14 protein-coding genes are annotated in these 15,877 nt (G+C 33.0%); 11 read left to right on the forward strand and 3 right to left on the reverse strand.

Annotated features, from left to right (window positions below):
• Nucleotides 1-193 precede the first annotated feature (193 nt).
• From hemW to ILYOP_RS01420, 6 genes are all read left to right on the forward strand, one after another.
• Complete coding sequence (gene hemW, locus ILYOP_RS01395) at nt 194-1,273, forward strand: radical SAM family heme chaperone HemW (RefSeq protein ID WP_013386719.1); 1,080 nt, start codon at nt 194-196, stop codon at nt 1,271-1,273.
• Between the two features lie 19 nt (nt 1,274-1,292).
• Nucleotides 1,293-1,973 (forward strand): YggS family pyridoxal phosphate-dependent enzyme, encoded by a 681-nt coding sequence (locus ILYOP_RS01400; RefSeq protein WP_013386720.1) that lies wholly within the window; start codon nt 1,293-1,295, stop codon nt 1,971-1,973.
• Nucleotides 1,974-1,988: 15 nt separating this feature from the next.
• Nucleotides 1,989-2,519: a cell division protein SepF gene (locus ILYOP_RS15445; RefSeq protein ID WP_013386721.1), complete on the forward strand. Its 531-nt coding sequence runs from the start codon at nt 1,989-1,991 to the stop codon at nt 2,517-2,519.
• A gap of 15 nt (nt 2,520-2,534) precedes the next feature.
• Nucleotides 2,535-3,464, forward strand: a complete 930-nt coding sequence (locus ILYOP_RS01410; protein WP_013386722.1) for a nucleoside recognition domain-containing protein — start codon at nt 2,535-2,537, stop codon at nt 3,462-3,464.
• A gap of 64 nt (nt 3,465-3,528) precedes the next feature.
• Nucleotides 3,529-4,527, forward strand: coding sequence for a 7-cyano-7-deazaguanine synthase (locus ILYOP_RS01415; protein WP_187288109.1), 999 nt, complete (start codon nt 3,529-3,531; stop codon nt 4,525-4,527).
• A gap of 320 nt (nt 4,528-4,847) precedes the next feature.
• Entirely contained in the window at nt 4,848-5,336 is a 489-nt protein-coding gene (locus ILYOP_RS01420) for a GNAT family N-acetyltransferase (RefSeq protein WP_013386724.1), read from the forward strand.
• A 268-nt stretch (nt 5,337-5,604) separates the two neighbouring features.
• Here ILYOP_RS01420 and ILYOP_RS01425 read toward each other — a convergent pair whose 3' ends face one another.
• The gene (locus ILYOP_RS01425; RefSeq protein WP_013386725.1) at nt 5,605-5,895 is read right to left on the reverse strand and encodes a hypothetical protein; all 291 of its coding nucleotides are present in this window, start codon (nt 5,893-5,895) and stop codon (nt 5,605-5,607) included.
• A 236-nt stretch (nt 5,896-6,131) separates the two neighbouring features.
• Between ILYOP_RS01425 and ILYOP_RS01430 the strand changes: the two genes are divergently transcribed.
• Both ILYOP_RS01430 and ILYOP_RS01435 read left to right on the forward strand, forming a co-directional pair.
• Nucleotides 6,132-6,980: a tRNA lysidine(34) synthetase gene (locus tag ILYOP_RS01430; protein ID WP_013386726.1), complete on the forward strand. Its 849-nt coding sequence runs from the start codon at nt 6,132-6,134 to the stop codon at nt 6,978-6,980.
• A 2-nt stretch (nt 6,981-6,982) separates the two neighbouring features.
• Nucleotides 6,983-7,942, forward strand: coding sequence for a tRNA 2-thiocytidine(32) synthetase TtcA (locus tag ILYOP_RS01435; RefSeq protein WP_013386727.1), 960 nt, complete (start codon nt 6,983-6,985; stop codon nt 7,940-7,942).
• 76 nt (nt 7,943-8,018) lie between these two features.
• Here ILYOP_RS01435 and ILYOP_RS01440 read toward each other — a convergent pair whose 3' ends face one another.
• Complete coding sequence (locus ILYOP_RS01440) at nt 8,019-8,711, reverse strand: response regulator transcription factor (RefSeq protein ID WP_013386728.1); 693 nt, start codon at nt 8,709-8,711, stop codon at nt 8,019-8,021.
• 166 nt (nt 8,712-8,877) lie between these two features.
• On the opposite strand from ILYOP_RS01440, the gene ILYOP_RS01445 reads away from it, so the two are divergent.
• Nucleotides 8,878-11,103: an ATP-binding protein gene (locus ILYOP_RS01445; RefSeq protein ID WP_013386729.1), complete on the forward strand. Its 2,226-nt coding sequence runs from the start codon at nt 8,878-8,880 to the stop codon at nt 11,101-11,103.
• A 294-nt stretch (nt 11,104-11,397) separates the two neighbouring features.
• A complete protein-coding gene (gene citS, locus ILYOP_RS01450; protein WP_013386730.1) occupies nt 11,398-12,711 on the forward strand; it encodes a citrate/sodium symporter CitS in 1,314 nt (437 codons plus the stop codon).
• 218 nt (nt 12,712-12,929) lie between these two features.
• On the opposite strand, the gene ILYOP_RS01455 is transcribed toward citS, so the two are convergent.
• Entirely contained in the window at nt 12,930-14,054 is a 1,125-nt protein-coding gene (locus tag ILYOP_RS01455) for a TetR/AcrR family transcriptional regulator (protein ID WP_013386731.1), read from the reverse strand.
• Nucleotides 14,055-14,291: 237 nt separating this feature from the next.
• Here ILYOP_RS01455 and ILYOP_RS01460 point away from each other — a divergent pair, with 237 nt between their 5' ends.
• Nucleotides 14,292-15,866 carry an acyl CoA:acetate/3-ketoacid CoA transferase gene (locus tag ILYOP_RS01460; RefSeq protein WP_013386732.1) on the forward strand — a complete coding sequence of 525 codons (1,575 nt, stop codon included), beginning with the start codon at nt 14,292-14,294 and terminating at the stop codon, nt 15,864-15,866.
• The last annotated feature ends 11 nt before the right edge of the window (nt 15,867-15,877 follow it).

Raw genomic sequence — 15,877 nt, forward strand, 5'->3', positions numbered from 1 at the left:
ATCAGAAAGTAATTGTGGAAAAATAATCATTATTATGATTAGATAAAAGGTTATATAAATCTAATAAGAATAATAACTAATATCTAAAGAAGATAAGAAGGAAAAATATTTGGTCAAAATATATGAATTTGTAAAAAAAATACACAGATATTAAAATATTATTTTGAATAACCAAACTGGAGGTAAATTGAAAATGTGTGACGCAATATATATACACATCCCTTTTTGCATAAATAAATGCCAGTACTGTGATTTTCTATCTTTTAAAAGCACCCCTTATAAGAGAAGAGAGTATGTAGAGTATCTGAAAAAGGAGATAAAACTATATCCTGAATTTGAATATGATACTGTTTACTTTGGAGGAGGAACTCCGTCACTTCTTGACCCTTTTGAAGTGAAGGAAATATTAGAACTACTTCAAATAAGAGAGGATTCAGAGGTAACTTTAGAAGTGAATCCTAAAAGTGTCGATTTAGAAAAGCTAAGAGCTTTTAGAAATGCCGGGATAAACAGGTTGAGTATAGGGGTTCAGAGTTTTGATCCGTATTATCTGAAACTTATTGGGAGACTGCACACAGGTATAGAGGCAGAGGAAATATACAGAGATGCCAGAAAAGCGGGATTTGAAAATGTCAGTTTGGACCTTATGTTTTCGTTGCCGGGGCAGAGTATAGAGGATGTGAGAAAAGACCTGGTAAAGATAGCGAAACTTAGGCCTGAACACATATCTATATACTCACTTATATGGGAAGAGGGGACACCTCTATATGAGAAGTTGTTAAAGGGTGATTTAGAAGAGACAGACAATGAAATAGAGGCAGAGATGTATGAACTTATAATAGATTTTTTAAAGTCAAAGGGATATATACACTATGAGGTGTCTAATTTTTCACTGCCAGGGAAAGAAGCGAGGCATAATACCAAATATTGGGAGAACAAAGAGTATTTGGGGGCAGGCCTAGGAGCATCTGGATATATAGGAAATCAAAGGTATAAAAATGCTGTGAATTTTGAAGATTATTATGGTAAAATAGATAATAATGAAAAGCCTTATGAAGAGGTGGAAGTCCTAAAGGAAAAAGAAAAAGAGGAATATCGATATATTCTCGGCCTGAGACTCCTAGAAAAAGGAGTAGAGGCAGATAAAGAGTATATTGATAAGTGCGTAGAATTAGAAAAAAAAGGTTACCTTATGAAAAAATCAGGTAGGTATATTTTGACTCATAAGGGGCTTATGATAGCAAATGATGTTTTTGAAGAATTTATAAGCTAAATTAAAGGAGGAGATTGTTCTGGGAAGCATAAAGAATAATATCCAGGAGATATCAGAGGATATAAAAAAATATTCTCCGTGTCCTGAAAAGGTTAAACTAGTGGCTGTTACTAAATATGTAGGGACAGAAGAGATGACCGATGTACTAGCATCAGGGGTCAACATTGTAGGCGAAAACAGGGTACAGGTTCTAAAGGACAAGAAAGAAAAATTTGATCAGAGTGAATTGGGAAGTAAAATAAAATGGCATTTTATCGGAAATCTTCAGAAAAACAAGGTAAAGTACATTTCGGATTATATAGAGTTGATTCATTCTGTAAACAAGCTTTCCCTAGCGAAGGAGATAAATAAGAGGGCAGAAGCTACAGACAGAATTATAGAAGTTCTTTTGGAGATAAATATAGCAGGCGAGGAAAGTAAAGAAGGGTACAAAATAGAGAAGCTTTATAAAGAACTTCCGGAAATATTAAAACTTAAAAATATAAAAGTAACAGGACTCATGACAATGGCTCCTTTCACAGAAGATACAGATCTAGTGAGAAGGATCTTTAGAGAACTCAGAAAGCTTAAAGATGATCTTAGCAGAGACTATTTCCAAGGAGAGTTGAAGGAACTATCTATGGGGATGAGTGGTGATTATAAGATAGCGCTCGAAGAGGGAGCTACATTAATTAGAATAGGAAGTAAAATTTTTTCCTAGGAGGGTGTGTTGAAGATGAAAGAGATGCTTAGGGGACTTAAATTTAAAGATATTCTAGGTATAAACGACGCTACAGATGATGAGACAGAGGAGTTGGGAAAGGTAATTGACAGTGTAGAGGAGATAAGGGAGGAAAAACCCGCTTTAAAGACAGAATTTCTTAGCACAGGTGAAACTGGAAAAACAGATGAAAAGACAAAGTCGAAAATAGAAATCCCGGTAAAATCACCTGATGAACCTAAAGTTAAAACTCCACCTATGGGGATAAAAGACTATCAGACTGTCTTTGTAGATCCAAAGAAATTTTCTGAGTGTAAAAAAATTGCAAATTATATAAGAGATGATAAAATAGTAACTGTTAACCTTGAGTACGTAGATAGTCCCACTGCCCAGAGGATAATAGATTTTTTGAGTGGGGCCATGAGTATAAAAGAGGCTCAGTTTATAGAGGTCAGTAAAAAAGTATATATGGCTGTCCCTAAAAAGGTACAGGTCCTTTATGATGGGAAGACTGAAGCTGTAAATACAGGACTATTGGAGATTTAAGGTATAGGGGGAAATTTGAAGTTACTTAAGGATAGTGTCAACATAAGTTGCAAACTTTTAAAAATAATGCTGCCGGTGAGCATTTTGGTAAAAATCCTCAGTCATTTTGGGATAATTGAAACAATATCTAGAGGTATATCTCCTGTTATGGGAATCATGGGACTGAGCGGAGAGATGGGAATAGTCTGGGCTACGGCAATGACGACCAATATATATGCCGGTATTCTTACACTTTTTACCCTAACAGAAAACACTAGTGTAACAGTGGCAGAGATAACCATTTTGTCTACAATAATTCTTGTGGCTCATTCACTGCCGGTAGAACTTAAGGTAATATCTGAAACAGGAGCAAAACCTTCAAAAATTTTGGGTATCCGGGTATTCTGTGCTATAATAGCAGGAGTGTTTTTAAATATAGTGTTTAAATTATTTAATCTTTATCAGGAAAATGCGAATTTTAGCTTTATTCCTGAAAAGGCTAAACCTGGAATTTTTTACTGGATCCAGGGGGAAGCTAAAAAGTATATGATGATATTTTTTATAATTTTTATACTCTTAGCTGTAATGGAGATCCTGCAAAAGATTGGAGTAATAGACTGGATAAATTTAAAATTTTCCCCAATGATGAAGCTGTTTGGCATAGAATCAGGCCTTTCGTTTACATGTATAGTAGGATTAACCATGGGGATAAGTTATGGAAGTGGATTTATAATTAAAGAAAGCAGAGAGGGGAAATACAGCAAGAGAAGTTTTTTTTTGGTAGCTGTGTTTATGAGTCTTTGCCATGGTTTGATAGAAGATACACTTTTGATGGTATCCATAGGAGCCAAAATGATAGGAATATTCTGGTTTAGACTGATTTTTGCAATAGTCGTAACTGTTATTTTTAATAAATTAATGCCCTATGAAAAATTGGAAAAAATAGGGAAAGGTATAGAAGAATAAAAAGTTAACTTAAGGGCTGCCGCCAGTTTAGGTGAGGAGTCCTTTAGCATTTATAAGGAAGGTGATTTTTAAAATGAGAGCATTAGCGTTATTTTCAGGGGGATTAGACAGTGCCCTTGCCATCAAAGTGGTAGTAGACCAAGGTATAGAGGTTATAGCCTTAAACTTTGTATCCCATTTTTTTGGAGGTAAAAATGAAAAAGCAGAAAAAATGGCAGAGCAGCTGGGTGTTAGGCTTGAGTATGTTGACTTTAGTAAGATACATACTGAGATACTAAAAGAGTCTCCAAGTGGAAGAGGAAAAAATATGAATCCTTGCATAGACTGTCATGCCCTTATGTTTGAGGTGGCAGCTAAACTTCTTGAAAAGTACGATGCAAACTTTATTATATCCGGGGAAGTTTTAGGTCAGAGGCCTATGTCTCAGAATTATATAGCCCTTGGAAAGGTAATGGAACTTTCAGGTGTAGAAGACCTAATTGTGCGTCCTTTGTCTGCAAAACTATTGCCTCCTACAAAGCCTATAAGAGAGGGATGGGTTGATAGAGAGCAACTCCTAGATATACAGGGAAGAAGCAGAAAGAGACAGATGGCCCTAATGGAAGAGTATGGAATAGTAGAGTACCCTAGTCCAGGTGGTGGTTGTATGCTTACAGAACCAAATTATTCTTACAGACTGAAAACTCTTGAAAATGATGGTTTTCTTGAGGACAATTATTCATTTCTTTTTCATCTTGCTAAATATGGTAGATTTTTCAGAATGGAATCTGGTAAATATTTATTTGTGGGAAGAGAACACGATGATAATCTGAAAATTTCAGAATACAAAGATTTTGGAAGCTTATACATAGTAGGGGCTGGAACTCCTGGTCCAGCTGTTGTAGGATATGGAGATCTGACTAAGGAAGAGATAATCTTTGGAAAAGAATTATTTGCTAGGTACTCCAAGAGTAAGGGGAAAAGCAACACTGAAATGGTAGTGAATGGTGTAATAGAAGAGATAGAGGCATTGGATGAAAAATCTATAAATGAAAAAATCAAAAAATATCAGGTTATTTTATAAAAAAAAGAATAAGCTCATACCTATTAAGCTAGAAGGCTTTAGGAGTCTTGCCACTATGTGGTTAGGCTCCTCTTTAATTTTAAGGCTGAAATTTTGAATTGTAAAAGAATTTGAAAAGATATCTGATAATGAGATTAAAGGTATTTTGAAAGATAATGGTAAAACAATGAAATGTGCATATGGATAGCAGAGGATCTCTATATTAGAAGTGAAAATGGAATCAACTACGGAAATAGTAATTTAAGAAAGGTACTTTATTTTTAAAGAAATAATAAAAAAAAATTATAAATAAATATTATATTGGTTATGGGGGTAAAAATATGGAACTAAAAATAAGAAATGGAAAGGTAGAAGACTTGGAGGAGAGTTTTATATTGGAGAGAAGAACCTTTCTAGAGTGTGAAGCTGCTTCTAAGGAAAATATAAAAATAAGGCTCTCTGAATTTTCTGATGGATTTATAGTTGGAGAGATCGGAGGTAAGATAGTGGCACATATAAATAGTGGTTCAACAAATAAAGACGATATAACTGATGAGGAATTTAAGGGCCTTATCGGTCATGAAAGTGGCGGAAAAAATATAGTAATATTTTCTGTAGCAGTTGATCCACAGTACCAAAAACAAGGAATAGCATCTGAAATGATGAGAGAATTTATAGAGGTTTCAAAAAAAATAAAGAAGAAAAATATACTACTTCTATGTAAAGAAAATCTTATTGGGATGTATGAAAAAATGGGGTATGAAAACAATGGAATATCAGCATCGACACATGGAAACGCTGTATGGTATGAAATGGTTTACTCTCTCTAGAGATCCTCTAAAATTTTAATACTTATCTATTTAATCCAATAAAATACCGAGATAAGCTTAAGCTGGGGTTGTATCTTTTTTATTTGATAATTTTATGGTGATGGAAAATTAAAACCAAAATGATAGTATGATATTCCATAAATACAACCTCTTAAGGAGGATAAATGATAAAAATAAAAACAGACTCTCAGAAAATTAATCCAAGAGAGTCTGTCAGTTTAGTTGAGAACTAATTTTTGGAGAATACACAAGAGATCTTGTTCAATGTTTATGGATGTTGTCCATATTCCTCTATAGCCTTCCAAGTGATTACTCTTATCTTTTTCACCTTGTCACTGGGCTTATAAGTTGGAGATGTGCAGTTTCCTCCTTTAGAGCAGTTGTCACAAGTCTTTTCGAAATATCCGTTGTCCACCTCTAAGTACCCTTCATCTTCGAGAATATCAAAAAGATTTTCAAGTTCTTTTGTATTTATGTTCATATTTTCCATGATTTCATCTTCTGAAAAGACTTCTCCTGAAAGAAGAAGTTTCAAAAGATCAATCTCTTTGTTTTCCATATTTTACTCCTTTTTGTTTGTAAAAATTTAGGTTTTAATGAATTTTGATAAATAGAATATTCGATATTTAACATTAAAATATAATTGTAGTGCTTTATAGGGAAAAAGTCAAACCATTCTTTATCAAATTGATAAAAAAACTTTTAAAAAAATAATTACTTGTGATATAATTATATGATTCGAAAAAAAGAGAAAGATAACTTATATCTATTGAAATAAAAGCAACGGAGGTTTTTATGAAAGAAAAAAAAGTTTATGAAGACATAGATGAAAGAATAAAGGAAGAGGGAATTAGTCGTGGTAAGATAGCCACAGAATCCATAAGGACTACTTATAGAAAAAAAATATGGTCTAAATTTATAAAGGCTATAAAAGATTTTGAACTTATAGAGGACGGAGACAGAATAGCAGTAGGGGTATCAGGAGGAAAAGACAGTCTTCTTATGTGTAAGCTTTTTCAGGAACTGAAAAAAGACAGAACTAAAAATTTTGAAGTAGTATTTATCTCTATGAACCCGGGGTTTGAAGCTATGGATGTAGATCAGTTTAAGCATAATTTAACGGAACTGGATATCCCATGTGAAATATTTGATTCTAACGTATGGGAGGTTGCCTTTGAGCAAGATCCTGAAAATCCTTGCTTTTTATGTGCAAAAATGAGAAGAGGAGTACTCTATAAAAAAGTAGAGGAACTAGGGTGTAATAAGCTGGCTCTAGGACATCATTTTGATGATGCAGTGGAAACTGCTCTTATCAATATGTTCTATGCAGGAACAGTCAAGACAATGATACCCAAGGTAAAATCAACGAGTGGTAAATTGGGACTTATAAGACCTATGATCTACATAAAGGAAATAGATATAATAAATTATACCCATAAAAACGGGATATCTCCTATGACCTGTGGTTGCCCTATAGAGTCTGGAAAAACAGATTCTAAAAGAAAAGAGATAAAAAATCTTTTGGCAGATATGGAGCAAAAAAATCCAAATATAAAACAAAGTATATTTAACTCCATGAAAAATATAAATCTTGACTATGTTATAGGTTATACAAGGGGTAACAAAAAGGACAGAGGGGTATAGATATGGCTATTAAAATAAATGATCTGAATGAACTTCAGGGAGTAAAACATGAAAATTATTTGTTTTCTATAGAGGGAGACAGAATAAAGGCTTTTAATTCCAAGGAAAAAACAGAGATATATTTTGATCTGAATGTTAAAAGAAGATTCAAAACAGCAGAAGCAATTGAAAAACACACAGGGTTAAAGATCGAGCTTGAAAACCTTTCAGACAGAGAGCTGCTGGCATTTATCGAATCAAAGGGTTTTAATAAGACCCTGTGGAATCCAATAGGGAAAGCGATGCACAAATACAATATGATAGAGGCTGGAGATAGTATAGCAGTTGGTGTGTCAGGTGGTAAAGACAGCCTCACCACTATAAATGCCCTGGTGAGAATAAAAAAAATAGTAAATTTTGATTTTGAGATAATTCCTATACATATTCATCCTAGTACTGACAGCTCAAGTTATAATAAAACTGAGGATTATTGCAAAAAAATGGGTTTGGAACTTCAGGTTTTTGAAACAGATCTGCAGAATCTACTTTTTGAAGAAAAAAAAGAGAAAAACCCGTGCTTTTTATGTGGAAGGATAAGAAGGGGAATGCTTTACAGGATAATGAAGGAACAAAATATAAACAAGCTCGCTTTAGGGCATCATAAAGACGATATAATAGAAACATTTTTGATGAATGTATTTTATCAGGGAAACATGAATGTGATGAAACCGGCCTATTATTCAAAAGATTACGGTGTCATGGTGATAAGACCACTTTCATTTGTAGAGGAAAAAAATATAATAAGATATGTAAGAAAAACTAATCTTCCTATATTAAAATCTGAATGTGCCTATGAAACAAATGAAAACTCAAGAAGACTTCGGGTAAAAAATATTATAACTGATTTATCAAAAGAAAATTCTGAAATAAGAAGTGTAATGCTAAACAGTATAAAAGATCTTCTAGAGGAAAAGGATCTATAAATCTAAGAATTTAATGAAAAATATACCAATAAAAAAGGACTGTAGAAATAAACAGTCCTTTTGTGCCTCTTATTCTTTAGATATTAAACTTATATCCTATTCCCCATACAGTTTGAATATATTCTGGATTTTTAGAATCATCTTCTATTTTTTTTCTGAGATGACGGATGTAGACCATTATTGAGTTATTATCAATAATAGTATTATTCCAAACTTTTTCATAAAGCTGTTCTTTGGTGAAGACTCTGTTTGGATTTTCCATGAAAAATTTCATGAGCATGATTTCCTTGGATGAAAGAAAAATCTCCTCTCCGTCTTTAAAAAGCTGATAAGTATCTATATTTAAGACAAATGGAGCTTTTGTGATTTTTCTCGAGGAAGTCTGGAGTTCTTTTATTTTGTCTGAACGTCTAAGATGTGCCTTTATTTTTGCTATCAAAACAGACATACTAAAGGGTTTTGTGATATAATCGTCAGCACCCATTCCCAAAGCAAGTATTTTATCGTAATCCTGTTGTTTACCGCTTAAAAAAATAACTGGAATCTCGATATCTTCAGCCTGAATTTTTTTCAAAAGCTGAAAACCATCGGTGTCATCTAGCATAATATCAAGAATAATAAGGTCGAAGGCCTGAGAGTTAATAACATTTCTGGCTTCCCTTCCAGTAGAGATGGTAAGGGTCTCTATATTTTCTGGATCAAGGGCCTTTTTTATCATTTGGCATATTTCTATGTCGTCATCAACTAAGAGAACTTTATAGCTTTTCAATTAAAGGCTCCTCCTTTTGCTTTATTTTAAATACTTTAAACAAAAAATATGTTATTATATTTCTATTCAAAATATTTAATGGTTAAAAAAATACAAGTCTGTCATATATTATACAACATTTCATTGTAAAAGAATATATCTTTTTATATATCGAAAGGAGAATATAGTGGGGAAAATTAAATTAAAGGTACTGCCGGTCATAGCAATAGCTTTTGTAATTTTAGTTGTAGGAAATATAAGTTACAGAAGTTTTTTGAATTATCAGAATATAATTGTAGAGCAGCAGATGGAACATCTAATGACAATATCCAAATCTATAGGTAGAAGTCTAGAGCTATATGTACAGGAGAAGGAAAAAGGTCTGAGGGACCTTGGGAATAATATAGAATACAGAATAAAAGAGCAGGAAAATAACCTGATAGATGAAGTGATTTTAAATAGCTTAGAGACATTTTATCTGTCTCAAAATAAAGAGATCGACAACTTAATCTATATAAATATAAACGACAATTCTTTTCATAGTTATCCTGAAGATATGCAAGAGGAAAAGTTTATAACAGAAAGAGACCAATTTTCCAAAGAAATAAGTTATGTAAAAAGAACCCAGGAATCATATGCCGGGAACCCTTATCTAGACAGAGACAACACCTTCTCTTTCAATATATTAGAGCCTGTTGTAGTGAAAGATGAAATTGTAGGAATAATTTTGGGTAAGATAAAAGTAATGAACATGTATGAACTTTTAGTAAAGCCTGTAAAGGCCGGTAAATTTGGTTATGCCATGGTGAAAGACAAAGATGGTTTGATTCTGATGCATCCTGTAAAAGAGCAGGTGGGATATGATGTTATAAAGTCTAGAATGCAAAAATATCCTGGATTAGATTATGATGATCTGGAAAAACTTTTGGAAAAGCAGATGTCAGGTGTAGAGGGTTCTTATGTATATTACTCTTACTGGTGGCCTCAGGACAAACTGGAAAAAGTAAAAAAACTAAACGCATTTTCACCGGCAAAAGTTTCCGAAGACTTTTGGATTGTAGCTGTTGTGATGTCCTATGACGAGATAAGCGAACCTATTATAAATTATCTTTTAAGTAATATCGTAATTGCAATAGTAGTGATAATGATTTTTTCCTGGGTGATTTTTCTGAGTGTAAGAATGATAAAAAATAAAGAAGCTTATGAGATGGAAACCAGGTATTTGAAAGAAATAAATAAATCTACAGAAGAACTGAGGATAAAAGATGCTGAACTTCATCATAAGAGAAAACTTGAAACAATAGGGAGACTTACTGGAGGAATAGCTCACGAGTTCAACAATGTACTGACACCTATTATGGGGTATTCTGAAATGGTCTTAAGAAACTTGGATCCTGAACTTGACAGTTATGACTATGTAAAAACAATTCATAAATCCTCTAAAAGGGCTCAGGAAATAATAGACCAAATCAGGATGTTCAGCGGGGATAAAAATATAAAAATAAAATATGAAATTATTTCTATAAATAAAATTTTAGATGATGCAATCAGCTTTGCAGAGTCGGTATCTCCTTCGAATATAAAAGTCATAAAAAACATAGATAAAAATTGCGGAAATGTATATGCAAATGAAACACAGATTCATCAGGTAGTCTTGAATCTGTGTACAAATGCATTTAATGCAATGAAAGAAACAGATATCGGGAATCTAAAAATAACTGCAAAAAATGTAAAGAATAAGAAGTTACATAATATGGAAGAAAACATAGTTGATAAAAAAGAATATGTGAAAATATCCTTTGAAGACAATGGTTGTGGAATGGACAGCGAAACCCAGGAGAAAATATTTGATCCGTTTTTCACCCAAAAGCTATCAAGAAAAAGCAGTGGTTTAGGACTTGCAATTGTACAGGGAATAATAACAAAGCATGGTGGGAGTATAGAGGTATATAGTGAAAAAGGGAAAGGAAGCAGATTTGATATTTATATTCCTATAGCACAGAACATAGAATCAGGTAAAGAACAGGTCTACGAAGATGAAATTTTAAGAGGTAATGAGAAGGTGCTTGTTGTCGATGACGATGAGTTTATTGCTGAGATGCTAGAAAAAGGTCTTGTAGACTTAGGATATAAGGCTGAGTCCATGACAGATGGGATAGAGATTTTAAAAAAGTTTGATTATATTAAAAATAATTTTAAAATTGTGATAACTGACCTTACAATGCCGGAAATAAACGGAATACAGCTTGCGAAAAAAATAAAGGAAAATAATCCTGAGATAAAGGTAATTTTAATGACTGCTTATTCAGAAGAGCCATTAGAAGAATATATGCGGCTTGGAATAATAGACAGTTATCTAATAAAACCTGTTTCTGCTGCACAAATAAGCAGAAGTATAAGGGAATTGGTTTAAATTATAAAAATAAGAATTTTCTTATAAAGGGTATAAAACAATAAGTCTATAAATAGTTTACTGGAATAATGATAAAAAAAAGCACTGAAATATATCAAAAAAGAACCGAGATGTATTATCTCGGTTCTTTTTTAATTGAAAAATACCACATCTTAAAATATTTTAAAAAACTCAATGAAATATTTTAAAAAGTAACCTTTATACTGATTATAAGATCAGATGAAAGTGTTTGGAAATAACCTTTTGATGTTCGTAACGGAATAAAAAAATAAAAAATATAACAAGGAGGGAATCATGTCAACATTAGCATTTAGTTCGGAAAAAAAGAAATCCGGAATTAAGGTATTTGGTATGTCAATTCAATTATTCTTACTTCCACTGGTAGCGGTATTATTGGTTCATTTTACAGATTCATTACCAAAGGGGCTTGCAGGAGCAGTTGTATTTTCAATGGTATTTGGAACTGTATTTGGAGAGATAGGAGACAGGTTACCGATTTTTAAGGAGTATATCGGTGGAGCACCAGTTCTTATTTTCTTGGCAGCAGCTTTCTTTGTACAGCAAGGGTGGTTTACTGACAGGGAGATAGCAGTTGTAACTGACTTTATGAAGGATTCTAAGTTTTTAACATTATATATCATTGTTTTAATGACTGGATCAATTTTCGCAGTTAACAGAAAATTGTTATTAAAGTCCATTGTTGGTTATATACCTACTATCTTAGTAGGAGTAATCGGAGCTTCAATCATGGGTATTTTAGGAGGATTCATCTTTGGAATTACACCTAAAGAGATTATGATGTTATATGTACTACCTACAATGGGTGGAGGAAATGGAGCAGGAGCGGTGCCACTTTCTGAAATATATGAGGCGGCAACTGGGAACTCTAAAGAAACTTATTACTCATACGCTATCGCAGTACTTACTATTGCAAACATCTGGGCAATCGTAGTAGCGGCAGTATTAAGCAGACTAGGTAAAAAGTACCCTCAATTTTCAGGAGAGGGAGAACTTGTAAGAGCTGGAAACCTTGAGTTAGAAGAGGATGAAAAAGTAGAAGTAACTCCTAGAGATATGGCTATCGGTCTACTAGTTGGACTTACAGCTTACACCCTTGGTACTTTCTTAAACAAAAACGTAGCTATTCTTTCAGGAATACATACATACGCATTAACTGTATTATTGTTAGTTGCTTTCAATGGTCTTGGAATTATTCCTTTATCAATTAAACAAGGTGCTGGAAAGTTCCAGAGTTTCTTTTCTAAGCAACTTACTTGGGTACTTATGGTAGGGGTAGGAGTAGCATATACTGACCTTGGAGAAATTATAGCAGCAATCACTCCAGCAAATCTTATCATAGCATTGATGATCGTAATAGGAGCAACTGTAGGTGCAGGAGTAATGGGTCACCTTGTAGGATTCTACGCTATCGAATCTTCTATCACAGCAGGACTGTGTATGGCAAATAGAGGAGGATCTGGAGATATAGAGGTACTAGGAGCTTCTAAGAGAATGAACCTTATCTCATATGCACAGATTTCATCTAGATTAGGTGGAGGAATAATACTAATCATAGCTTCTATTATATTCAAGATATTGGCTGGATAACAATAAAAAAACCGGGATTATCCCGGTTTTTTTATTGGAAAAAATTTAACATTAGATTCAACAATTTCAAGTTGATATTGCTAGAATTAATATCCAAATTAAAGTTGATGAAATACTTATAAATCATAGATGATTCTTAGAATATTGGTTAGATCCAACTCTAAAAGGATTATCTATGATTTTTTATTGCAGTTATTTATAATAATCTGGATATTTTTTTACAGTGAGTCTTTTATTCCGTGACTCAAAAAGTAATTCATTTTCTTTAGGAAATTATCTTTATCATTTAGATTTTTTGTAAAGAAAAATTCGATACCCATGTAATGAGACAAACCTATCAAAAAAGCACTTATAATTCTTTTTTCTTCGAAAGTATAATGGGTTTTACTTAGGGTATGAATATAATATTCTTCTAGAGCTCTAAAATAATCTATTGATACATCATATTCTATAAATTCCAATTCTCTTAAAATCTGATATTTGTACGTAGATTTTTTGAAATATTCATGCATGAGGTATAGCAAAAATATGTGCTGATCTATAGGTGATAGATCATTCTGTGAATTATCTTTTAAAAAGAAAAGCAAAGTATTTTTTGTGTTGATGGCTATTTCTTTTAAAAATTCTTCTTTTGTTTTGTAGTAGTAATAAAAACTCCCTACCCCTGCTCCAACAGAATTAACTATATCATTTATTTTTGTTTCGTAAACTCCCTTGCTGCCAAATAAAATTTCCCCTTCTTTTAAAAGTTGATGTCTTATATTTTCGCTGTTAAAAAGGACTCTTAAGTATAAATCTTTTTCCTTTAGATTATTAATATCTAGGTTGCCCTCCGAAAAAATTCCATTCATCAGCCTTTCTGCTAAAAACTTAGGATTATTTTCAATTCCTCTTAAAACAAAATTAACATTTATATATCTGATCCCAGACATAATAAAAAGATATTCGAATTCATCTAAATTTTTATTGAAAATAACATTTAATGCTTCCAAATAAACTTCTCTAAGTCTTTGTTCAAACTCTGTGAATTTGTATTGACCCTCTCTGTAAACTCTTATTAATGGCAGTTGATCTTTTGTAAGTTTAAAGTTTATTTCTATGAAACTTTCTAATCTATCTTGGACAGTGTTTCCAGTAATGTCATTGAAATAATTTTGAATTCTATTTGATGTTTCTTCAAGGAGATGTTTAAAAATTTCCTCTTTATTTTTAAAGTGCTTATAAAAAAGTCCATTTGACACTTTCCCTAATTTGCAAATTTTTGATACAGAAACATTTTCATATGTATTGTTTGAAAATAATTGTATTGATGATTCGATAAGTTTATCTCTACCCTTGGACATCTGCTTACTCCCTGTTTGATATATTTCTTTAGAAGTAATTATACATTAGATATAATTTTTTTCCAACTTACATATTTTTTTCACAATACCTCAAACCTTTATTTCCGGCACTTTGAGTTGTTATAGTACGTTTTTCTTTGAAAAAGAACATAAAAAAATATTGACATATTTTAGTTTACAGTGTAATAATAATAACAGAATCGGTTCTCACTTTTTTAGATTATTTTAGGAGGATATATGAGTAGAGTGAAGTTTGTATCGGCCAATGAAGCAGTAGATTTGATAAAAGATGGATCTTGTGTGGCAAACGGCGGTTTTGTTGGGATAGGAGTAGCGGAAGAGGTCTTGGAAAGGCTAGAGAACAGGTATAGAAATACAGGGGGTCCAAGGGATCTAAGTCTGATATACACAGCTGGTCAGGGAGATGGTAAAACTAAAGGACTGAATCACTTTGGACAAGAGGGTATGGTCAAAAAGGTTATAGGGGGACACTGGGGGTTAGCTCCTAGTCTTGGAAAACTTGCCAATGAGGAAAAATTACAGGGATATAACCTTCCTCAAGGAGTAATCTCTCATATTTTTAGGGATTTAGCAGCTGGAAAACCCGGAACTTTAACTCATGTAGGGCTAGGAACATTTGTAGATCCTGAAATATCAGGTGGGAAAATAAACTTGTCTACAACTGAAGATGTAGTGGAAAAAATGAAAATAGGAAAAAAAGATTACTTGTTTTATAACATTGAAAAAATAGTTCCTAAAATTGACTACGCAATAATTCGAGGAAGCTCGGCAGATGAAAATGGAAATATCAGCATGGAGAAGGAAGCGTTAACTCTTGAAACTCTATCTATAGCAATGGCTACAAGAAATACAGGAGGGAAGGTTATTGTTCAGGTAGAGAAAAAGGTTAAGTCAGGAAGTATAGACCCAAAATTAGTTAAAATACCAGGTATTTTAGTAGACTACGTTGTGGTTTCAGAGGTTCCTGCTGAAAATCACATGCAAACTTTTAGCGAAATTTTCAATGAGTCCTATGTAAATTCAGCAATAAGTATCTCAGAAGGAAGCTTGGATTTTCCTTTGAACGAAAGGAAGGTAATTGCTAGAAGGTGTGCAATGCTACTGAGTGAAGAAACCAGAATTTTAAATTATGGAATAGGTATGCCAGAAGGTATTGCAGCAGTATTAAACGAAGAGGGAATGGAAAAAAACTTTATTCCCACAGTAGAGCCAGGGGCTATAGGGGGAACTCCAGTGGGAGGCCTTAGTTTCGGAGCGGCAATAACACCAGAGGCAATAATAGATCAGTCGTATCAGTTTGACTATTATAATGGAGGAGGCTTAGATATGGCTTTTCTAGGTCTGGCTCAGTGTGATGAACACGGAAATATAAATGTATCTAAATTTGGACCTAAAATAGCAGGATGCGGTGGCTTCATAGACATCACCCAAAATGCGAAACAAGTGGTATTTTGTGGAACTTTTACTGCAGGCGGTTTAAAAGTAGAAGCTAAGAATGGAAAATTGGACATCACGAACGAAGGTAAGTTTTCTAAGTTTTTAAAAGATGTAGAACAGATAACTTTTAGTGGAGAATTGGCGAATAAACAAAATAAAAATATATTCTATGTAACTGAAAGAGCTGTTTTTAAACTGAAAAAAGAGGGACTAGAACTTATTGAAATAGCTCCTGGAGTTGATCTGGAAAAGGATATTCTTGAGAACATGGACTTTAAGCCAATGATATCTGATGATCTTAAACTAATGGATGAGAGAATTTTTAAAGATGAATTGATGGGTTTAAATTTCTAAGTAATTATAAT

This window comes from Ilyobacter polytropus DSM 2926, assembly GCF_000165505.1.
Lineage (GTDB): Bacteria > Fusobacteriota > Fusobacteriia > Fusobacteriales > Fusobacteriaceae > Ilyobacter > Ilyobacter polytropus.